Source organism: Cryobacterium sp. Hz7 (genome assembly GCF_004402815.1).
GTDB classification, from domain to species: domain Bacteria; phylum Actinomycetota; class Actinomycetes; order Actinomycetales; family Microbacteriaceae; genus Cryobacterium; species Cryobacterium sandaracinum.
On the sequence record NZ_SOFB01000025.1, the window covers coordinates 1 to 20,076 of the forward strand.

At 67.8% G+C, this 20,076-nt stretch carries 17 protein-coding genes; 9 read left to right on the forward strand and 8 right to left on the reverse strand.

Annotation, left to right across the window (positions count from 1 at the left end; all coding sequences use genetic code 11):
• Positions 1–171: 171 nt before the first annotated feature.
• A complete protein-coding gene (locus E3N86_RS05595; protein WP_134511531.1) occupies positions 172–1,026 on the reverse strand; it encodes an RDD family protein in 855 nt (284 codons plus the stop codon).
• Between the two features lie 17 nt (positions 1,027–1,043).
• Here E3N86_RS05595 and E3N86_RS05600 point away from each other — a divergent pair, with 17 nt between their 5' ends.
• Positions 1,044–2,039, forward strand: coding sequence for a stage II sporulation protein M (locus E3N86_RS05600; protein WP_104099838.1), 996 nt, complete (start codon positions 1,044–1,046; stop codon positions 2,037–2,039).
• A 3-nt stretch (positions 2,040–2,042) separates the two neighbouring features.
• Here the strand turns inward: E3N86_RS05600 and E3N86_RS05605 are convergent, their stop codons facing one another.
• From E3N86_RS05605 to E3N86_RS05625, 5 genes are read right to left on the reverse strand one after another with little or no spacing between them, the layout of a single operon-like run.
• Positions 2,043–3,350 carry a DUF58 domain-containing protein gene (locus tag E3N86_RS05605; protein WP_104099839.1) on the reverse strand — a complete coding sequence of 436 codons (1,308 nt, stop codon included), beginning with the start codon at positions 3,348–3,350 and terminating at the stop codon, positions 2,043–2,045.
• Complete coding sequence (locus E3N86_RS05610; RefSeq protein ID WP_134373638.1) at positions 3,351–4,319, reverse strand: MoxR family ATPase; 969 nt, start codon at positions 4,317–4,319, stop codon at positions 3,351–3,353.
• Positions 4,316–5,551 (reverse strand): DUF4350 domain-containing protein, encoded by a 1,236-nt coding sequence (locus E3N86_RS05615; RefSeq protein ID WP_134373636.1) that lies wholly within the window; start codon positions 5,549–5,551, stop codon positions 4,316–4,318. Before E3N86_RS05615 ends, E3N86_RS05610 begins: the two co-directional genes overlap by 4 nt.
• The gene (locus E3N86_RS05620; protein WP_134373634.1) at positions 5,548–6,228 is read right to left on the reverse strand and encodes a DUF4129 domain-containing protein; all 681 of its coding nucleotides are present in this window, start codon (positions 6,226–6,228) and stop codon (positions 5,548–5,550) included. Before E3N86_RS05620 ends, E3N86_RS05615 begins: the two co-directional genes overlap by 4 nt.
• A 2-nt stretch (positions 6,229–6,230) precedes the next feature.
• Positions 6,231–7,418, reverse strand: coding sequence for a hypothetical protein (locus E3N86_RS05625; RefSeq protein WP_134373632.1), 1,188 nt, complete (start codon positions 7,416–7,418; stop codon positions 6,231–6,233).
• Positions 7,419–7,549: 131 nt separating this feature from the next.
• On the opposite strand from E3N86_RS05625, the gene mtrA reads away from it, so the two are divergent.
• From mtrA to secA, 6 genes are all read left to right on the forward strand, one after another.
• Positions 7,550–8,230, forward strand: a complete 681-nt coding sequence (gene mtrA, locus E3N86_RS05630; protein WP_104099844.1) for an MtrAB system response regulator MtrA — start codon at positions 7,550–7,552, stop codon at positions 8,228–8,230.
• A 7-nt stretch (positions 8,231–8,237) separates the two neighbouring features.
• Positions 8,238–9,878, forward strand: a complete 1,641-nt coding sequence (gene mtrB, locus E3N86_RS05635) for an MtrAB system histidine kinase MtrB (RefSeq protein ID WP_241985959.1) — start codon at positions 8,238–8,240, stop codon at positions 9,876–9,878.
• Positions 9,871–11,553, forward strand: coding sequence for an LpqB family beta-propeller domain-containing protein (locus E3N86_RS05640; RefSeq protein ID WP_158250220.1), 1,683 nt, complete (start codon positions 9,871–9,873; stop codon positions 11,551–11,553). The genes mtrB and E3N86_RS05640 overlap by 8 nt, the downstream gene beginning before the upstream one ends.
• Positions 11,554–11,639: 86 nt before the next feature.
• Entirely contained in the window at positions 11,640–12,320 is a 681-nt protein-coding gene (locus tag E3N86_RS05645; RefSeq protein WP_134511532.1) for a ComF family protein, read from the forward strand.
• Positions 12,321–12,420: 100 nt separating this feature from the next.
• Positions 12,421–13,125, forward strand: coding sequence for a ribosome hibernation-promoting factor, HPF/YfiA family (hpf, locus tag E3N86_RS05650; protein ID WP_104099847.1), 705 nt, complete (start codon positions 12,421–12,423; stop codon positions 13,123–13,125).
• A gap of 100 nt (positions 13,126–13,225) precedes the next feature.
• Positions 13,226–16,036 (forward strand): preprotein translocase subunit SecA, encoded by a 2,811-nt coding sequence (gene secA, locus E3N86_RS05655; RefSeq protein ID WP_104099848.1) that lies wholly within the window; start codon positions 13,226–13,228, stop codon positions 16,034–16,036.
• A gap of 444 nt (positions 16,037–16,480) precedes the next feature.
• Here the strand turns inward: secA and E3N86_RS05660 are convergent, their stop codons facing one another.
• A complete protein-coding gene (locus tag E3N86_RS05660) occupies positions 16,481–16,987 on the reverse strand; it encodes an Rv3235 family protein (protein WP_241985960.1) in 507 nt (168 codons plus the stop codon).
• 173 nt (positions 16,988–17,160) lie between these two features.
• Here E3N86_RS05660 and E3N86_RS05665 point away from each other — a divergent pair, with 173 nt between their 5' ends.
• Positions 17,161–17,826 (forward strand): hypothetical protein, encoded by a 666-nt coding sequence (locus E3N86_RS05665; protein WP_241980740.1) that lies wholly within the window; start codon positions 17,161–17,163, stop codon positions 17,824–17,826.
• Between the two features lie 1,071 nt (positions 17,827–18,897).
• Here E3N86_RS05665 and E3N86_RS05670 read toward each other — a convergent pair.
• Entirely contained in the window at positions 18,898–19,230 is a 333-nt protein-coding gene (locus E3N86_RS05670; RefSeq protein ID WP_104099849.1) for a helix-turn-helix domain-containing protein, read from the reverse strand.
• 211 nt (positions 19,231–19,441) lie between these two features.
• Between E3N86_RS05670 and E3N86_RS05675 the strand changes: the two genes are divergently transcribed.
• On the forward strand, positions 19,442–20,074 hold the full coding sequence (locus tag E3N86_RS05675) for a hypothetical protein (RefSeq protein WP_134511533.1): 633 nt from the start codon (positions 19,442–19,444) through the stop codon (positions 20,072–20,074).
• Positions 20,075–20,076: the final 2 nt, after the last annotated feature.

Below are 20,076 nucleotides of genomic sequence, written 5' to 3' on the forward strand. Positions count from 1 at the left end.
GGGCATCCGCACCAATGCCGCACTAACCCGCGGCGGCCGTCTACTGCGGGCAACAGATGTCCTGAGTTAGCCACACACACACGGGCCCTGATGCGAGGGCGCCCCGCGGGCGGCAGCGCCACATTCTTCGTCGGATACGTCGCGGGAACGGCGGGGGAGAGGTCCGTTGCCCTACCGCTGGGGGAAACCGTGCGGGAGGCTATGCAGAATGGGCAGCAGACGGTCGAGACGCTCCCGCTCGAGCTTCAGCGCCGTGGACTCCCGGCTTCGGCGCACCGCGGCGACCCCGGCCAGGAAGACCTCCGCCGGGGCCTCTGGCTTCGGCGACACGAACGGGGCGGCCTCGGTGGACAGGCTGTCTGCGAGGCGCAGCCGCGTAGCCGGAGTCAGCTTGTCGGCCTGGCGGAGAAACTGCGCGATGCGGCGGGACAGGCGATCGGGGAGACGCACAATGTCGACCGTCTGGGCCCAGGCCTCGAGCACGGGCGGCAGCGGGACGGTTCGATCAGTGAGGCGGGGCACCCGCTCGTGCTGGCTGTACGTGCCGGCCAGCAGGTCGCCCAGGCGTTTGGACTTGCTGTTCAGAAGCGCAGTGGTGGCGGCGATGCCGCCGAACGTCAAGTAGATCTCGATGATGCCCAGCAGGGCGCGGATGAACGCGTGGCGCAGCTGGATCGCGCCGCCGTCGTCGCGAACGATGCGGGCGCCGATGGCGAGCTTGCCCAGGGACCGTCCGCCGCTGGCCGTTTCGACGGCCATCGGCACGATGAGCAGGCAGACCACCAGGCCTGCGATCCCGAGCGCCCGTCCGAGTGCGTCGTCGATTGCCACGCCCGTGAGACCCGCCACAAGAAAGGCCACCCCCAGGAAGAGGAGGATGTAGGCAACATAATCGATGATCGTTCCGGCGGCGCGCAGGATGGTGCTGGCCGCCCTTACATCGAGGGCAACGGCCTCGCCGGTGACCAATTCCTGCTCGCTCCACGAATACTGGCCGTGATCGGCCACCTTGCCGGGCTGCTCCATGTCTACTATTAGAGCAGATGGACCTTGACGCATATTCAGCGGCGCACCGCGCCGAGTGGGACCGCCTGGCTGAGCTCGGTTCGCAGCGGCGGCTCTCCGGCGCGCAGGCCGACGAGCTGATCGAGCGGTATCAGTCCGGCGCGACCCAGCTGTCCGCGATCAAGTCGACCGCCGGTTCGACGCTGGAAGGTGACCGGCTCTCGGTGGCGCTGTCCCGGGCGAGGCTGCGGTTCACGGGGGCGAGCGCGAACGTTGTTTCCCAGATCCCGAGCTTTTTCGTGCTGCAGTTGCCAGCCGCCCTCTACCGCCTACGGTGGCTGACCCTTGCCGTGGCGGTGGTGACGATTGTGGTCGCGGGCCTCTACGGTTTCTGGATCTCCGGCAACCCTGAGGCCCTGGCCGCCGTCGGCTCCGACGCCGAGCTGCAGAAACTCGTCAACGAGGATTTCGTCAACTACTATTCGGAGAATCCCGCGGCATCCTTCACCGGCTTGGTCTGGACCAATAACGCGTGGATCGCCGCCCAGGCCATCGCCTTTGGGATCCTCGGCGTCTACGTGCCCTACATCGTGCTGCAGAACGCGCAGAACGTCGGCATCACGGCCGCGGTTATGTTCGCCTACGGCAAGGGCGACGTGTTCTTCCTGTACATTGCACCGCACGGCATGCTCGAACTGACCGCTATTTTCGTGGCCGCGGCAGGTGGACTGCGCATCTTCTGGGCCTGGATCGCCCCGGGGGCCCGCACTCGCGCGCAGGCTTTGGCCGAGGATGCCCGCGCCCTCTCGACGGTGGCCATCGGTCTGGTCTTCGTGCTCTTCGTCTCCGGGGTGATCGAGGGTTTCGTCACCCCGGCCCCGTGGCCGTGGCCGGTGAAGATCGGGATCGGCGCGGCCGCCCTCCTCGCCTTCCTCGCCTACATGCTCGTGCTCGGCCGGCGTGCCGTGCGGGCGGGTGAGACCGGCGACCTGGCCGAATTCGAGGCCGGCAGCACTCGGATCTACGCGGCCTAGCACCTAGAGCCGGCCGGCGGCCTTGAGCGCGATATAGCGGTCGGCCAGTGCGGGTGGCAGGTCGGCGGGGGAGCCGGTGACGACCTCGGCGCCCTGGCGTCGGATGGCGGCCGAGACCCTGGCCACGTCGAGCAGTGCCCGTTCGGCGGCCGCCGCCCGGTAGATCTCCTCCCGGTTGCCGCGCGGGCGCGTGGCCTCCAGGGTGGTTGGGTCGGTGACGGATGCGACGATCACGGTGTTTCTGCGGGTCAACTGGGGGAGCACCGACAGCAGGGCGCTCGAGGCTCCGGCCGCGTCGATCGACGTGATCAGTACGACCAAGGCCCGGCGGCTCGTCACCGCGCGCACCTCCCCGGGAACGGCCGACCAGTCAGTCTCGATCAGCTCCGGCTCGATCAGGGCCATGGTGTCGACCATGCGCGAAAGGAGCTCCGCTCCCTGCGCACCCTGCACGCGGCCGCGCACCCGACGGTCGTAGGCGATGAAGTCCACGTGGTCGCCGGCCCCGGCCGCCAGCGCGGCGAGCAGCAGCGACGCCTCGAAAGCCGTGTCGAGGCGCGGCTCGTCGTCGATGCGCGCGGCCGAGGTGCGGCCGCTGTCGATCAGGATGACCACCCGGCGGTCCCGTTCGGGGCGCCAGGTGCGCACCATGACGTCGTTGTGCCGGGCCGTGGCCCGCCAGTCGATCGAGCGTACGTCGTCTCCGCGCACGTATTCGCGAATGGAGTCGAACTCGGTGCCCTGGCCGCGCACGAGCAGGCTGGTGCGCCCGTCGAGCTCCTTGAGTCGGGTCATGCGCGACGGCAGGTGCTTGCGCGAGTTGAAGGGCGGGAGCACCCGAATCTGGCCCGGTGCCCGGAGGGTGGCCTGACGGGCCCACAGCCCGAGCGGCCCGAACGAGCGCACCGTGACCTGGTCCACCCGGCGTTCACCGCGCCGGGTGGGCGTCATTCGCAGCGACACCAGCCGTCGTTCGCCAGGAGGTAGCACCAGCGGCGTGCGGTTGTTGCCCGTCCCGGCTGACGGCTGCCAGGCATCCCGCACCACCATGGTCAGTCGTCGACCCCCGGTGTTGGTCAGGTACAGGTCGCTCGTCACGCTTTCGCCCAGGCGCACCCGGGAGGGCATGCTGCGGGAGAGCACGATCTTCCGCGGCGATCCGGCCTGGGCCAGGTCCAGGATGCCGAGACCCACCAGGGCGAGCACCCATAGTCCCAGCACGGCCGTCGCCATCCCCGGGGTACTCCCGAGTATCACGATCGGCACGACGCCGAGCGCGAGGAGGGCAACGAACCGACCGGTGAGCGTCACTTAGATCGGCACCTGCACCTGGGCGAGCACGGCACGCAGGATCGCGTCCACGGACACGCCCTCGAGTTCCGCCTCCGGCCGCAGCTGCACGCGGTGCCGCCAGACCGGCAGCACCATCGCCTGCACATGGTCGGGGGTGATCGAGTCATAGCCGCTCAGCCAGGCCCACGCCTTGGCCGCGGCGAGGAGCGCGGTCGTGCCGCGCGGGCTGACGCCGAGCTTGACCGACGGGCTGCTTCTCGTTGCGCGGGCCAGGTCGACGATGTAGGCGAGAACGTCCGGACTCGCGCCCACGGATGCCACGGCGGCCTGGGCCGTCTTCAGCTCCTCCGCGCCGAGAACCGCGGTGACGCCCGCACCGGCCAGATCGCGGGGGTTGAAGCCCTCGGCGTGGCGCCGCAGCACCTCGAATTCCGCGTCGCGCTCCGGCACGTCGAGCACGAGCTTGAGCAGGAACCGGTCGAGCTGGGCCTCGGGCAGCGTGTAGGTGCCCTCATATTCGATCGGGTTCATGGTCGCCGCCACGATGAACGGGTCCGGTAGCGGGAGGGAGCGCCCGTCGACGCTGACCTGGCGTTCCTCCATCGCCTCAAGGAGGGCCGACTGGGTTTTCGGCGGGGTGCGGTTGATCTCGTCGGCCAGCAGGATGTTGGTGAAGACGGGGCCCTTGCGGAACTCGAAGTCGCCCACCCGGGCGTCGTAGACGAGTGAGCCGGTCACGTCGCCCGGCATCAGGTCCGGCGTGAACTGCACCCGTTTCGTCTCCAGGCTGAGCGAGTGGCTCAGGGACCGCACCAGGAGGGTCTTGGCGACGCCCGGCACACCCTCGAGCAGCACGTGGCCGCGGGCGAGCAGCGCGATGATCAGCCCGGTTACCGCGCCGTCCTGTCCGACGACGGCCTTGCCGACCTCGGTGCGGACTTGGGCGAGGGAGCCTCGCAGGGTATCGACATGGGTATGAGTGCTCATGAGTCCATTCTTCCGGGTGGCAGGGGCGTGGTCGCGCGGGCCGTGGCCCGTTCAATTTCCTGGATGCGGTCGGAGAGGGCGACGAGATCGGAGTCGGATGCCGGAACGGCGTCCACCAGCACGGTCCGAACGTCGGCCGGCGGCCGGTCGACCACGGTGGCCACCATGGCGATCACATCGTCGAGGCTCGCCAGCCGCGACAACCCGACCTGGCCGGCAAGGCGCTGCACGGCGCCCACCCGCAGTGCGTCGAGGGCGCGCAGACGGGCGTTGCTGCGCGCGTAGAGCCGGGCCCGTCCTTCCATCGTCTCGCTGGCCCGCACGGTGACCGGCAGGTTCTCGGCGACGAGAGGCCCGAAGCGCCGCCCACGCCAGACGGCCGCGGCCACGGTGACCAGCACCAGCAGGATCAGGGTCGGGGTGACCCAACCGGGCGTCAGTTCGCCGAGCGACGGCGTTCCGGTTCCCGGCACATCGGCGATCGTTGGCAGGTACCAGACGAGGTCGTCCCCCGCGCCCAGCAGGTTGAGTGCGAGAGCGGCATTGCCGGCCTGGCCGATCTTCTCGTTGCTGAACAGGGTGCCGTCGGCGAGCAGGGTGAGGGTCCGGTCGGCGGTTGCCTGTTCGACCAGGGCGAAGGCGTTCTCTCCCGAGGTGAAGCATCCGCTCAGCTCGGCGTCGTCGGCCGGGATCGTGAGTGTGGAGCCGCCGGGGGAGAGCTTGTCGGCCTTGACCGCGGCCGCGACCGTGCAGGCGGCACGGGACACCGCGGTCTGGGACACGCCGCCGAAGCCCACCGAGGGGATCAGCGTCTGCAGCGCCAGGAAATCGGGGGAGGCCACCACCGTGCGCGGGGCCAGGGCGGACATCGCGCTCAGCTGGTCGTCGGTGAGGTAGCCGCTCTCATCGAAGAAGAACACGGTGGGGTTGGCGGCGGCGCCGGCCAGGCTCCGCGCCTCCGCGAGGGTGTCGGCGGCGGTGACGTTGACACCCTGTCGGCGGAGTACCTCGACGAGCGCCCGCGCGCCGGCTGGGGCCGCGCTGTCGGCCTCGAGGGGCTTACCGCCCACGCCGCCGCCCGCAGCGAGGACGGTGCTGACGACGGCGACGATCAGTGCGCTGACGCCGGCGAGCAGCCAGTACCGCGCCCGGCGTCCGGCTTCGCGCAGGGTTGGTGTGGAGGAGACGGCGTTTTCGGCCGGCTGTGAGGCCGTTTGTGTGAGAAGACTCATGGCTGCTTCGTCGGGGCTGGGTCCTCGAGGTGCGGCGGCCGGGCGGCCCGCAGGTCGCTCTCGAGCGCCGCCAGGGCCAGGAAGCGCTGCTCGGTGCCGTCGGCCCCCAGGTAGCGCACCCCGTCGAAGAGCTCGGCCGCCTCGCTCAGTCGCACCCGTTCGCCGGGAAAGGCCTCGGCGGCCCGCGCCGCGAAGGAGTGCGCGGTGGTGCCCGGCGTCACGATCAGGATGGTGCGCTCGGACAGTCCGCGCGCCAGCGCCCGGAACATCTCGGCACTCGCCAGATTCCAGTCCCGGTGGGAGGCGGCGGCCAGCGCGGCACGACGCAGGTCGGCGGCGCCGCGACGGTCGTCGACGCCGAAGAGGTCCGACGCGAGCCGGCTGCGCCGGTTGAGCCGGGGCAGGCCGAAAATGAGGAGGGCGGCGACGACCAGGACCACCACGGCCACGGTCAGGAGCAGGGGCACCCAGGCGGCGAAACCGTCGGCCGAGGGCGCGGTGAGGGAGGCGAACCAGTCCAGAATCGATGTCGACAACCGGTCGAACCAGGTGGGCTTGGCGGCCTCGTAGGGAGCCTTGGCCAGCTCTTCCCGCAGCCACTTCCGCGCTTCGGGCGCGCCGGGATCGACCGGTATCGCCGCCCGGATCACCGTGTGAATGTGCGACCCTGCGATCATGCTCAGGCAGTCTCCGAGGCGTGTGCCGGCTTCGACCGGTAGGGGTCTACACCGGCGCCGGCGGCCGATTCGACGAATCGGGCCAGCTCAAGGTCGAGGCCTTCCTTGCGCATCCGCAGATCGATGTAGATCAGGGCGGTCGCGGCCGACTGCACCACGGCTGCTACGGCGCCGAGCACCAGGCCGATGAGGATGGTCAGAACGTACAGGATCACTGACGGGAGGTACGCATCGAAGGCGGCGTTCGGGTCGACCACGGAGATGGCGGCACCGAACAGGAGCGACAGCGGCGTCGTCACAATCTGGGAGACGACGTTCACGACCGTCGCGACCAAGAACTGCACGCCGAACGTGCGCCAGAAGTAGCCGCGGGTCAGCGACCAGGACCGCCCCACCGCCGCCCGGATGCCGAGCCGTTCCAACACGATCATGCTCGGCACGAGCGAGGTCTTCGTGAACAGCCAGATGCCGAGCGCGAGAAGGGCGACCGTACCGAGGATGCCGGTGACCACCGCCAGACCCACGCCCGCTCCGCCGAGGGAGACCAAGAACACCACCAGTCCGGCCACGAGGGCGATGGCCGCAATCAGGGCCGAACTCAGCATCAGGGTCCAGAGCACCAGCGGCCAGAGGCGCGGCAGCACGGCGCGCCACAGGGCGCCCAGCCGCAGCTTCTCTCCGAGCGTGGCCCGGGCCACCTCGATCACGATGACGCCCTGCAACAGAGCGGATGCGACCACCGCCAGAGCCAGCGGCACGATGGCCGAGAGCACAATGCTGAGGGTCGCGCCGGCCTCGAGCGCGTCGCGGTCCTCCAGTGGAGAGTTCTCCACCCGTGCGAGCGCGAAGTAGGAGACCAGACCCACGATGACGACGGCGATCAGGGCGACGCCCGCCTGAACGAGCAGCGCGCTGCCGAAGGTCGCCTTCGGGTTGCGACGCAGAACCTGGAACGGCGCCCACAGCAGGGTTCCGAAACCCAGCGGGCGCAGAGGGATCAGTCCCGGTCTGGGTGGGGGCGTCCAGGTCGGTGGGGGACCCCAGACCGGCGGCGTATTCGCGCCGGGAGCAGCGGTCGGTTTTGCCGGGGGCACAAAACCGGCGGGCGCGAGGGGCGGTTTTTGCTCGTCGCCGACCGGGATGCTGCGCCCGTCATCGGTCGGGGAGTGCCAGTTCTGCGGGTCGGTCACGAAACCTATGCTGGCATACCTCGGTGTGGAATGAGCGCGTTGAGCTTTCCTGCAGCGCCGTCGACTACTCTTGAGCCAGTGATTGCATGACTCACCGGGGTATTTTGGGTGACTGAGTGGAAAACGGTTTGATGAACGCACGTATTCTAGTCGTAGACGACGACACCGCGCTGGCCGAGATGATCGGCATAGTGCTGCACGCGGAGAGCTTCGAGCCGGTCTTCTGCGCCGACGGCTCCCTGGCCCTGGAGGTCTTTCGCGCCGTCAAGCCCGATCTGGTCCTGCTGGACCTGATGCTGCCCGGCCTCGACGGCATCGAGGTCTGCAGCCTGATCCGCGCCGAATCCGGCACGCCCATCATCATGCTGACCGCGCGAACCGACACGACGGATGTCGTGAAGGGCCTCGAGTCCGGCGCTGACGATTACATGGTCAAGCCGTTCAACCCGAAGGAACTGGTCGCCCGGATCCGCACGCGCCTGCGCCCGATTTCATCGGAGACCCCCGCCAACCTGCAGATCGGGGACCTGGTCGTCGATGCCGCCGGGCACGAGGTGCGGCGCGGTTCGCGGCAGATCAACCTCACCCCGCTCGAATTCGACCTGCTGCTGGCACTCGCGTCCAAGCCCCAGCAGGTCTTTACCCGGGAAATGCTCCTGGAGCAGGTCTGGGGCTACCACTACAAGGCGGACACCCGCCTCGTCAACGTGCACGTGCAGCGTTTGCGCGCCAAGGTCGAAGACGACCCGGACAACCCGCGCATCGTCATGACGGTGCGCGGGGTCGGCTATCGGGCCGGCGCGGCCGGCTAGGTTCCTCGTGTTCGGTGGCACCGGTAACGACCGCAGCGTGTGGCGGGACTGGCGGGACTGGCCGGCCAGGATCGGCGGACTGTGGCGTTCCTCGCTGCAGTTCCGCACGGTGACCATCACGGTGGCGCTGTCCGGGATGGCCATCATGGTGGTCGGGGTCTACATCTCCGCGAGTGTGGGCAACGACCTGTTTCAATCAAGACTGAACCAGGTGCTCGTCGACTCGAACCGGGCCACGACCGCCGCCCAGGGCATCTTCGACGCCTCCGACGCCGCGGACCGGGTGGAGGTGCAGACCCTGGTGGGCTCCGCCCGCACCCTGATTACCGCGGCATCCTCGTCCCAGATGATCGCCATCTTCCGGTCTCCCGGGCAGGACGCCTCCACTGTGGCGCCGCAGGACTCCTCGTCATTCGGTGATTCGACCGGCGTGATCACGCCCGCTCTCCGCCTCCAGGTGCAGGAGAAAGCCGGGGAGCAGTTTTGGCAGTCGGTGACGCTTGCGACGGATGACGGCGCGCTGGTTCCCGGCATCGTCGTCGGTTCCCAGCTCACCGTGCCGGTCGCCGGCCGGTACGAGCTGTACATCGGGTACAGCCTGGCCGACGCCGAGGCAACCCTGGCTTTCGTGCAGCGAACCCTCGGCATCGCCGGCCTGGTGCTGATCCTCCTGATCGGTGGCGTGACCTGGATTGTAGTGCGCTTCGTGGTCACCCCGATCCGCGTGGCCGCGGCCACCAGCGCGCGGCTGGCCTCCGGTGACCTCGGCGTGCGCATCCCGGAAAAAGGTGAAGACGTCATCGCGACGCTGGCCCGGTCCTTCAACGGCATGGCGGACAGCCTGCAGAGCCAGATCAAGGAACTCGCCGACCTGTCCGAGGTGCAGCAGCGCTTCGTGTCGGACGTCTCGCACGAGCTGCGCACCCCGCTGACGACGATCCGGTTGGCCGGCGACGTTCTGTATGACCACCGTGCCACGTTCCCGCCGGCGGTCGAACGCACGGCCGAGCTCCTGCACACGCAGGTCGAGCGCTTCGAGCTGCTGCTGAGCGACCTGCTCGAGATCAGCAAATACGACGCCGGGTCGGTGCAGCTGGAGACTGAGCCCACGAACCTGGTGCACCTGGCCGAGGACGCCATCGAAGGGTTGCGCTCGCTCGGCGACTCCAAGGGCACGGTGCTGACCCTGGTGGCACCGGGCGGGCACCTCGACGCGGACGTCGATCCCCGCCGCATCCGCCGCATCATGCACAACCTGATCGGCAATGCCATCGAGCACGGAGAGGGCAAGCCGATCATCGTGTCCGTCGACAGCAACGAGAGCGCGGTGGCCCTGTCGGTGCGCGACTACGGCATGGGTATGAGCCAGGCCGAGATGGCCCACGTTTTCGACCGGTTCTGGCGGGCCGACCCGTCGCGCAAGCGCACCATCGGCGGCACCGGCCTCGGCCTGTCGATCTCCCTCGAAGACGCCGTCGTGCACGGCGGCTGGCTGCAGGTCTGGTCGCACCCGGGGGAGGGGTCGTGCTTCCGGCTGACCCTGCCGCGCAGCGCGAACGGAACGCTGTCGAGCTCGCCGAGCCCGCTGCCCCCGGCCGATGCAGGCGGCGGCACGGCCGCCGGAGAAACGGGAGGGCACTATGCGTAGTCGAACCCGGATGTTCGCTGGCCTGGTCGCGCTCGCGGTGGCCCTGACCGGATGCGCGGGAATCCCGCGCGACGGAGGCGTGCGCGCGGGGCAGACCGTGCAGCCCGGCGCCACCCCGGCACCCGTGTTCCTGCCCTCGCGACCGCAGAAGGACGCCACCCCCGAGGCGATCCTGCGCGGCTTCATCGACGCGGCGACGAGCCCCGACAACGACTACGCGATAGCGCGGGAGTTCCTGGCTCCGAACTACAGCAGCTCCTGGGAGCCCGACTCCGGGGTGACCATCGACGACGCCACCGGGCGCAGCATCGTCTCCGTCGGCGAGGGTCAGATGCAGTTCTCGGTGAATCCGGTCGCCGAGGTGGATGAGCGCGGCGAGTACCGCGAGGTCGAGTCGCCCACCGCGGTGGCGTTGCGCTACCAGTTCGTGCAGGTCGGCGGCCAGTGGCGCATCGGCGCGGCCCCGAACGGCACGGTCGTCGATCGGAATATCTTTCAAGATGTCTTCACCGCCCAGGCGCTCTACTTCTTCGACCCGGGCTTTAGCTACCTGGTGCCCGATCTGCGCTGGTACCCGCGCAGTGGGGCTACTCTGACGAAGATCGTCAACGGACTGCTCGACGGCCCGAGCCCCTGGTTCACCGGAGCCGTCGTGACGGCGTTCCCCGACGGCACCAAGCTCACCGCCGATGCCGTGCAGGTCATCGCCAGGGACGCCAAGGTCGACCTCAACAGCGAAGCGCTGAACGCCGACCGGGTCACCCTGCAGCGAATGAAGGCCCAACTGTCCAACAGCCTTCCGCCCGGGCTGTCCGCCACCATCACCGTCAACCGCAACCTGCAGGACATCGCCGAGTTGAGTGCGAACGCCCCGACCGCGAATTCCCGCGTCGACGCCCGGGCGCTGATCCTGCGCGAGGGCGAATTCGGATTCCTGGCGGCAAGCGGTTCCTCGATCAGCCCGATCGCCGGATTGTCCGGCTCGATCGTCGCCCTGGACCCGACCTCCGTCACCCTCTCGCCCGGTCAGACCGCGGCCGCCGTGCTGACGGGAACGGGAGTGTACGGCGTCAGGGTCGGTGACGACCCGGTGCAGCTCGATCCCCGCCAGGGGCTGATCGCGCCTGCCATCGACAATTACGGCTTCGTCTGGTCGGTGCCCGCCGCCCGCCCCGGTGAACTGTTCGTGTACGGCCCGAACGGCGAAGCGACCGCCGTCCCTACACCGTGGCCGGAAGTCTCGGCGATCCAGTCGTTGCGCGTGTCGCGGGACGGCACTCGGCTGATCGCCCTGCTCCAGTCGGGCAAGGACAGCCGATTTGTCGTCAGCGCCATCACCCGGGACAAGAGCACCCCGGTCGCGCTGGGCGACGCGGTGCTTCTGGCCGCGCCGGGAGGCACGGCCGTGGACGCGGCCTGGATCGACGAACTCACCGTGGCCTGCCTGACCCGCCTCCCCAGCGGTGAGGGACGGATCGTGGCCTTGCAGCTGGGTGGACTCACCACGCGCCTCGAGTCCGCGCCGGACAGCGTCACCATGGTCGGCAGCAACAACCTGCGCGACCTGCGTGCGCTCTCGTCCACGGGCGGTCTCCTGGTGCAGCGCGGTGCCGGCTGGCAGGAACGACTCGGCGGTGTCACCCTCCTGGCCACCCAGCAGGGCATCGGCGGGTAGCCCCTCCACCGATCGTGCGGAAGCCGGTTCTGCACCGGTTCGAGCCCCGCGCCCGGGCCGGCCGGGCCTGGCCCCACGATGGCGGGATGCGCCCTCCAGCCGGCCTCTCCCGGGCTGCCCTCGACGCGTGGGCAGTTCTGATGCCCACCGAGTGCAGCGGCTGCGGCATGCCCGACCGGGCCCTGTGCGGGGTCTGCCGGGCAGCCCTGGCACCGTGGGCGCACAGCTCCGAACGATCGGGTGTCCTGGTGTGGTCCGCTTTGGACTACTCCGGCGTGGCCAGGCGGGTCCTGGGAGCGTTCAAGGACGGTGGCCGAACGGATGCCGCCGGCGCGCTGGCCGGTCCGCTCCGGGTCGCCGTGGCTGCGGCGCTGGCCACCATACCGGAGGGTGCCGGGGTGCACCTCGTGACCGTCCCCTCGTCACAGCAGGCGTGGCGCATCCGTGGCTATCACCCGGTGGAGCTGCTGCTCCGTCACTCGGGGCTCCGGCCGACTCGGTTGCTCCGTACCGTGGGCGAGACGCAGGACCAGGTCGGACTGGGCAGCGCAGAGCGAGGCCGGAATCGAACGGGTTCGCTGGTCGCGAACCGGTCGCTGTCCGGCCTCCGTATCCTGGTCGTCGACGACATCCTGACCACTGGGGCAACCGTGCTCGAGGTGCGACGTGCCCTGCTCGCTGCGGGCGGCGAGGTCGTCGGCGTGGCCACTCTGGCGGAAACACGGCGTCGTTTCCCCGTTGCCGAAAGTACATCGAAAACAGATTGACAAAAGGCTGTGACTTATCCGGCGCGCACGGCTACGGTGGGTCGTGAAGGCGCGTAATAATCGCCCAGATACGGGCGGTTCGCCAGATCTGGAGGTCGTCATGGAAATTAACATCGTTGGACGAAACCTAGGGATCACTGATCGTTTCCGCGAGTATGCCACCGAGAAGGCCGAGAAGGTCGCCGGTCTTGCCGAGAAGGCGCTGGCTCTCGAGATCAAGCTGAGTCGCCACCGGGAGAAGAACGGCGCCACGGGCAACGACCGGGTCGAACTGACCCTGATCGGCAAGGGGCCGATCGTTCGAGCCGAAGCCGACGGCTCCGACAAGTACGCGGCGTTCGACGTCGCCCTGGGGCGGTTGCTCGAGCGGGTGCGCCGCGCCAAGGACCGCCAGAAGCTGCACCGCGGCGGGGCCCACCGTCCCATCTCGTTGCACGACGCGGCATCCGTCGATTTCAGCGTGGTCGACATCAAGCCGGCCGACGCCGAGGTGCTCGAGCGGGTGCGCACCGGAGCAATCCCCGTCGTGAACGCGGAGACGCCGGCAACCGAAGAACCGGACGACGTCTACAACCCCGTCGTCATCCGCCGCAAGGTTTTCGCGGCCGCACCGATGACCGTCGACGACGCCCTCTACTTCATGGAACTCGTCGGCCACGACTTCTACCTGTTCCAGGATGCCGTAACCAAGCGTCCGAGCGTCGTCTACCGTCGCAAGGGCTGGGACTACGGCGTGATCGAACTGGACGAGAACGCCGATGAGGCCGGGGAGGTCGTGCCGCCCTCTCGGGAGCGCAGCAACTGACCATCCAGCCTTGTTATAGTTGCCGCATGCCGGACGCTGTGAGCGTGCGGCAACGACGACAGGCGTGTGCACACGCCGTGACGACTAGTGGAGTGCATTCGTGGCCTCAATTCTGGAAAAAGTACTTCGTGTTGGTGAAGGGCGTCTGCTGCGCCGTCTCGAGCAGTATGCGAAGGCCACCAATGCGTTGGAAGATGACTTCAGCCACCTCACCGATGAGGAGTTGAAGAACGAGACCGTGGTGCTGCGTGAGCGCTACTCGGGCGGTGAGTCGCTGGACGACTTACTGCCCGAGGCGTTCGCCGCCGTGCGTGAAGCCTCGACCCGCACCCTGGGACTGCGCCACTTTGATGTGCAGCTGATGGGCGGGGCGGCCCTGCACCTCGGCAACATCTCCGAAATGAAGACCGGTGAGGGCAAGACCCTCGTGGCCACGACGGCGGCCTACCTGAACGCCATCACCAGCCGCGGCGTGCACATCATCACGGTCAACGATTACCTCGCCAGCTACCAGAGCGAGCTGATGGGTCGCGTGTTCCGTGCCCTCGGCATGACCACCGGCTGCATCCTGTCCGGCCAGACGCCGGCCCAGCGCCACGAGCAGTACCTGGCCGACATCACCTACGGCACGAACAACGAGTTCGGGTTCGACTACCTGCGCGACAACATGGCCTGGCAGTCCTCCGACATGGTGCAGCGCGGGCACTACTTCGCCATCGTCGATGAGGTCGACTCGATCCTGATCGACGAGGCGCGCACGCCCCTGATCATCTCCGGTCCTGCCTCCGGTGAGGCCAACCGCTGGTTCACCGAGTTCGCGAGCCTGTCGACCAAGCTCATCCCCGACGTCGACTTCGAGGTCGACGAGAAGAAGCGCACCGTGGGCGTGCTGGAACCCGGCATCGAAAAGGTCGAGGACTACCTCGGCATCGACAACCTCTACGAGTCCGCGAACACCCCGCTGATCTCCTTCCTGAACAATGCGATCAAGGCCAACGCCCTGTTCAAGAAAGACAAGGACTACGTCGTGATGAACGGCGAGGTGCTGATCGTCGATGAGCACACCGGGCGCATCCTGATGGGCCGTCGCTACAACGAGGGTATCCACCAGGCGATCGAGGCCAAGGAGGGCGTCGCGGTCAAGGCGGAGAACCAGACCCTGGCGACGGTCACCCTGCAGAACTACTTCCGGCTCTACTCGAAGCTGTCCGGCATGACTGGTACCGCGGAGACCGAGGCGGCCGAGTTCATGAGCACGTACAAGCTCGGCGTGGTGTCCATCCCCACGAACAAGCCGATGAAGCGTATCGACCAGTCCGACCTGATCTACAAGAACGAAGAGGCAAAGTTCGGCCAGGTCGTCGAGGATATCGTCGCCCGGCACGAAAAGGGGCAGCCGGTCCTGGTCGGAACGACGAGCGTCGAGAAGAGCGAATACCTGTCGCGCCTGCTCGCCAAGAAGGGCGTGCGGCACGAGGTGCTCAACGCCAAGAACCACGCCCGGGAGGCCGCGATCGTCGCGCAGGCCGGACGCCTGGGCTCGGTGACCGTCGCCACCAACATGGCCGGTCGAGGCACAGACGTCATGCTCGGCGGCAACGCCGAGTTCCTCGCCGTCGCCCAGATGAACGCGAAAGGCCTGAGCCCGGTCGAAACCCCCGAGGACTACGAGACCGCTTGGGACGACGTGTTCGACGCCGTCAAGGCCGAGGTCGCCGTGGAAGCTGCGAAGGTCGTCGACGCCGGCGGCCTGTACGTGCTCGGCACCGAACGGCACGAGTCGCGCCGCATCGACAACCAGCTGCGCGGTCGCAGCGGACGCCAGGGTGACCCGGGCGAGAGCCGCTTCTACCTGTCGCTGACCGACGACCTGATGCGCCTCTTCAACGCCGGCGCCGCCGAGAGCCTGATGGGCCGCCAGGGGATTCCCGACGACATGGCGATCGAATCCAAGGTCGTCAGCCGAGCCATCCGTAGCGCGCAGGCGCAGGTCGAGGGCCGCAACGCCGAGATCCGCAAGAACGTGCTCAAGTATGACGACGTTCTGAACCGTCAGCGCGAGGCGATCTACGGCGACCGCCGGCACATCCTGGAGGGCGACGACCTCCACGAGCGCACGCAGCGCTTCCTGGAAGACGTCGTCGACGAGGTCCTCGAGGTGCACACAGGCGAAGGCAACGGCGACGACTGGGACTTCGATGCCCTGTGGACCGAGCTCAAGACGCTGTACCCGGTGGGACTGACCATTGACGAGGTCGTCGCCGAGGCCGGCAACCGCGGCAAGATCAACCGCGACTTCATGCGCCGTGAGATTCTCTCGGATGCCAAGGTCGCTTACCTGCACCGAGAAGAGTCGCTGGGTTCACCGGCGATGCGTGAACTCGAGCGCCGCGTCGTCTTGTCGGTCATCGACCGCCGCTGGCGCGAGCACCTTTACGAGATGGACTATCTGAAGGACGGCATCGGCCTGCGCGCCATGGCCCAGCGCGACCCCCTGGTGGAGTACCAGCGCGAGGGCTTCGTCATGTTCCAGCAGATGATGGGCCAGATCCGCGAGGAGACCGTCGGTTTCCTGTTCAACCTCGAGGTCGAGGTCAGCCAGGCCCCCGGCGCCGTCGCCGGTCCCATCGTCGCCGCCAAGGGACTCGCCCCGGCCGCGGCCGCGGGTGAGAAGCTCAGCTACACCGCCCCGAGCGATTCGGGCGGAGTCGAAGTACGCAACCAGCGCGGACAGATCCAGCAGGCCGCTACCGACCGTGCCCGCCGGGCGAGCGCCGCGGCCCCCGCCGATGAGGCGGAGACGGACGTGGTGGCCGGACCGCCCCAGCGCGGCGCGTTCGGCCAGCGCGGCGACGACTCGAAGCCCGTTCCGGTCAATCGCTCCGAACGGCGCGCTCAGGGCAAGAAGTAGCCCGGTCAGGTCCGTGCGCCTTCATCGAACGATGGAGGCGCTCCCGGAGCCCAGAGCCGCCCGCACCGCGTGGATGCCGTTCATCACGGCGGGGCTCTGCGTCCGGTAAGCGAATTCGACGGAGATTCTCGGATGAAACTGCCTTTTCGGAGTTTTTAGGGTCGATTCCGGCGAAATCTCCGTCGAATTCGTTCGGGCTGCGCGGCGGAGTTCGACGGGGATCTGAACCGCTCGAGCGCCGCCGCGCATCCGGCGGGTCTTGTGGCCAGCATGGGAGAATCGACCCGCCGGGCCGGACCTCCGCGCTGGTCCCGCACTGGTCCGCAGCGGTCACACACGTTCGAGTCGCGTCGCGGTTCACTGCGCGCCTACCTCGGCAGTGGGAACAATCCCCCAGTAGCGCGCCCCCGGGGCGAGGGCTCATTTCTCCCGCGGAGCCGGTTGTCACAACACGTTGATAGCGCTGGCCCGCCAGCGTTGGTCCATTCCTTCCAGGCGCAGGGCCACGGCGCGAACGCGAACCTTACTGTGCACCATCACGACGGCCTCGATCACGCCGTCTCGCGGCTCGGAAATCGTGACCCGCCCGATCGTGAACGCGGGCCGCTGGGCCTTCTGCCCCTTGACGGCGCGCGCCCGTGCCGAGAGCACCACCCGTTTCAGCAGGTGCCGGTAAACGTCGTCGCTGACCCACCGGGCGAGCTGGTCGAGCTCTCGGGCGCCGGCAAGCACCTCGATCACGCAGCGGGTGAGGTTGATCAGCAGTGGCTCCGGGTCTGGCAGCTGGTCCCTGCTGCTCGGTTGGTGGCCGAAGAAGTCGTCCTGGACGAACTTGTTGTCCCTTGACCGGGGTTGGCGTGCCGGGGTGTTGGCTGGATCGCTACATGACTCCTCCGAGGTGCGTGAGTCCGCTGCCGGCGGCACACCTGCCGTGGCAATCGGGTGGTTCAAGGGGTTCGGGTGGATCCGGCGTGCGATGGAGCAGACATTCGGTGGAGCAGGTGTTGGCGAGGGTCAGGCACCCCCACGCGGGGGGTACGGGCCGTGCTCGACACTCAATCAGCCGGGGACGGTGGTGTCGAGTGCTTTTAAGACCTGTGGATAACCCGGGCAGGATGTTGGTCGTGCGGGCTAACTTCGGGACTGTGCGCTGGGACAACCTTTTCGACGACCTCGAGGGGCAGCTCGAACACGAGTTGCACGCCGAGGAGATCGACCTGCGCGCCGAAGAAGAACGGTTGCGGCTGGGTCGGCTGTCTCTGCGTAACCGATTGACCAACCTCGCGCGCACTCCCGCCGTCGCCGCAGATCCCCGGAAGGGATCAGAGCCCTGGACCGGGTCGGTCCCCGGTGCGGGTGTGCTGCGGATCGTGCTCGCGACGGGGGAGACGATCGCCGTGCGGCCGACCACATTCGGGCGGGATTGGCTGGCGGGTGACCTGCTGGACTCCGTCTCCGACGGTTCCCAGTGCGTGCTCCCGCTGGCCGCCGTGGCCGGGGTCGTCCTGCGCCGGGGGGAGATCCCCGGATCGCTCGGCACCGAGCCCGAATCCGCAGCCCGGGTCGTGGACCGCATCGGCCTGGCGTTTGTGTTGCGAGACCTCTGCCGACGGCGCTCCAACTTGGAGGTGCACACCCGTGCGGGTGTGCTCCCCGGCACCATCGACCGGGTGGGCCGGGACCACATCGACCTGGCCCTGCACGCGCCGGGTACCCTGCGCCGCGAAGCGGAGGTGCACCAGTACCGCATCGTGCCGGTAGGCGAGATCCAGCTCGTACGGCTGCCCTAACCCTCTGGCCAAACCCTCTGGCCTAACCCTCTGGCCTAACCCTCTGGCCTAACCCTCTGGCCTAATCCTCTGGCCTAATCCTCTGGCCTAATCCTCTGGCCTAATCCTCTGGCCTAATCCTCTGGCCTAATCCTCTGGCCTAATCCTCTGGCCTAATCCTCTGGCCTAATCCTCTGGCCTAATCCTCTGGCCTAATCCTCTGGCCTAATCCTCTGGCCTAATCCTCTGGCCTAATCCTCTGGCCTAATCCTCTGGCCTAATCCTCTGGCCTAATCCTCTGGCCTAATCCTCTGGCCTAATCCTCTGGCCTAATCCTCTGGCCTAATCCTCTGGCCTAATCCTCTGGCCTAATCCTCTGGCCTAATCCTCTGGCCTAATCCTCTGGCCTAATCCTCTGGCCTAATCCTCTGGCCTAATCCTCTGGCCTAATCCTCTGGCCTAATCCTCTGGCCTAATCCTCTGGCCTAATCCTCTGGCCTAATCCTCTGGCCTAATCCTCTGGCCTAATCCTCTGGCCTAATCCTCTGGCCTAATCCTCTGGCCTAATCCTCTGGCCTAATCCTCTGGCCTAATCCTCTGGCCTAATCCTCTGGCCTAATCCTCTGGCCTAATCCTCTGGCCTAATCCTCTGGCCTAATCCTCTGGCCTAATCCTCTGGCCTAATCCTCTGGCCTAATCCTCTGGCCTAATCCTCTGGCCTAATCCTCTGGCCTAATCCTCTGGCCTAATCCTCTGGCCTAATCCTCTGGCCTAATCCTCTGGCCTAACCCTCTGCGCCAACGCTCTGCGCCAACCGTCTGCGCCAACCGTCTGCGCCAACCGTCCGCGCTGAGCCGCCGTGCCTTTCGCGTTCACAGCCCGCAGCAACTCGTCCGAACGAATTCGACGGAGATTTGAGTCTGAACAGCCCGTTTGGTCCCGAGAACGGTTGTTTGACCAAGAATCTCCGTCGAATTGGTTCAACGCCGGGGACAGCGGTCGGCCTGGATGAGCAGCGTGCCCCCGTGCGGTCAGCCCTGACCCTCCGGGAGCGGCACAACCACACGACGAGGATGCATCAATCTAGCCGGGTCAGTCGTCGGGACGGATGATCGTGCCGCCGGACAGCTCGGGGATGTTCCCGAAGTCCGACTGCTGCCACAGCGACATGCGCCGGGCCTCTTCGTACTTGGCCTCGATGAAAGACTCGAGCACGATCCGTTCGACCCGCCACACGCCCGCGCTGCCGGCCCCGATCGTGCCTGCGCCGCCCGCCGGGGTGCTCTGGGTGCCGAGCCGGATGGCCGGCAGCTCACCGGTGCGCACCAGCTCCAGCACCTCGGCCACCGTCAACGAGAGGATCTCCGCGGTGTCGGCCAGGGTAAGGAACCGGCCCACACTGGAAGCAGCCCCGGAATCGTTCATGGATCGATTATCCGTCGGCGGGCGGGCCCTAATCGGGGCGGAGTGAGGCTGTGGATAACTTTCCCGCGTGGGGGCGAAGACGACCACGATGGACGTCGAGGCGGATTCCCGGGTCAAACGGAGTTTCGAGTCGAAACTATTGAGTCGGCACCATCGATCCGGCTCCATCGAGTCAGCACCAATTGAGTCAGTATTGGGGAGGCAGGCGCCCGTGAGCAAGACCGCCAGGAACGCACGACCGAAATTCTGGTTCGATCCGCGTTTCGCGATCGGGCTGGCGCTCGTGGTCGCCGCCGTCGGAGGCGTCTATCTGATCGTCTCCGCCGCCGACCGGTCCACGGCGGTGTTCACCGCGCGCTCGGCGCTCGCCGTCGGGGACCGAGTGGAGGCATCCGACCTCGTGGCCACGCAGGTGTGGCTTGGTGTAACGGGAGACCTGTACGTGACCCCCGACGGGCTGCCGGATGACGGGCTGGTCGTCACCCGCACGATCGCCGCCGGGGAACTCGTGCCTGCGTCCGCGGTCGGGCGCACCGCCGGCACCGTGGTCACGAGCGTGGTCGTCGAGCTGACCAGCGCCCTGGCCTCGAACATCGGTCCCGGCTCCGTGGTCGACGTCTGGTCCGCCCGCAAAACGGACCCGAACACGTTCGGGCCGCCGACGGTGCTCGTCGACCAGGCCGCGGTCGTGCGTCTGGTCGAGCCCACGGGGCTCGTGGCGGGAGGCGGCATCCGAACACTTGAGATCCTGGTGCCGAAGGGAGCCGTCGCGGCGGTGCTGGAGTCCATCGCGAACCGCGACGCCATCGCGGTTGTGCCCGTCAACGCACCGCTGGAGAAGTAAGC

Excerpts from the sequence above, each read along its gene's own strand:
- hpf (WP_104099847.1), top strand. The coding sequence starts at position 12,421 with ATGGAAATTAACATCGTTGGACGAAACCTAGGGATCACTGATCGTTTC.
- E3N86_RS05670 (WP_104099849.1), bottom strand. The coding sequence starts at position 19,230 with ATGAACGATTCCGGGGCTGCTTCCAGTGTGGGCCGGTTCCTTACCCTG.
- E3N86_RS05615 (WP_134373636.1), bottom strand. The coding sequence starts at position 5,551 with ATGAGTCTTCTCACACAAACGGCCTCACAGCCGGCCGAAAACGCCGTC.
- mtrA (WP_104099844.1), top strand. The coding sequence starts at position 7,550 with ATGAACGCACGTATTCTAGTCGTAGACGACGACACCGCGCTGGCCGAG.
- E3N86_RS05610 (WP_134373638.1), bottom strand. The coding sequence starts at position 4,319 with ATGAGCACTCATACCCATGTCGATACCCTGCGAGGCTCCCTCGCCCAA.
- E3N86_RS05595 (WP_134511531.1), bottom strand. The coding sequence starts at position 1,026 with ATGGAGCAGCCCGGCAAGGTGGCCGATCACGGCCAGTATTCGTGGAGC.
- E3N86_RS05620 (WP_134373634.1), bottom strand. The coding sequence starts at position 6,228 with ATGATCGCAGGGTCGCACATTCACACGGTGATCCGGGCGGCGATACCG.
- E3N86_RS05600 (WP_104099838.1), top strand. The coding sequence starts at position 1,044 with ATGGACCTTGACGCATATTCAGCGGCGCACCGCGCCGAGTGGGACCGC.
- E3N86_RS05640 (WP_158250220.1), top strand. The coding sequence starts at position 9,871 with ATGCGTAGTCGAACCCGGATGTTCGCTGGCCTGGTCGCGCTCGCGGTG.
- E3N86_RS05645 (WP_134511532.1), top strand. The coding sequence starts at position 11,640 with ATGCGCCCTCCAGCCGGCCTCTCCCGGGCTGCCCTCGACGCGTGGGCA.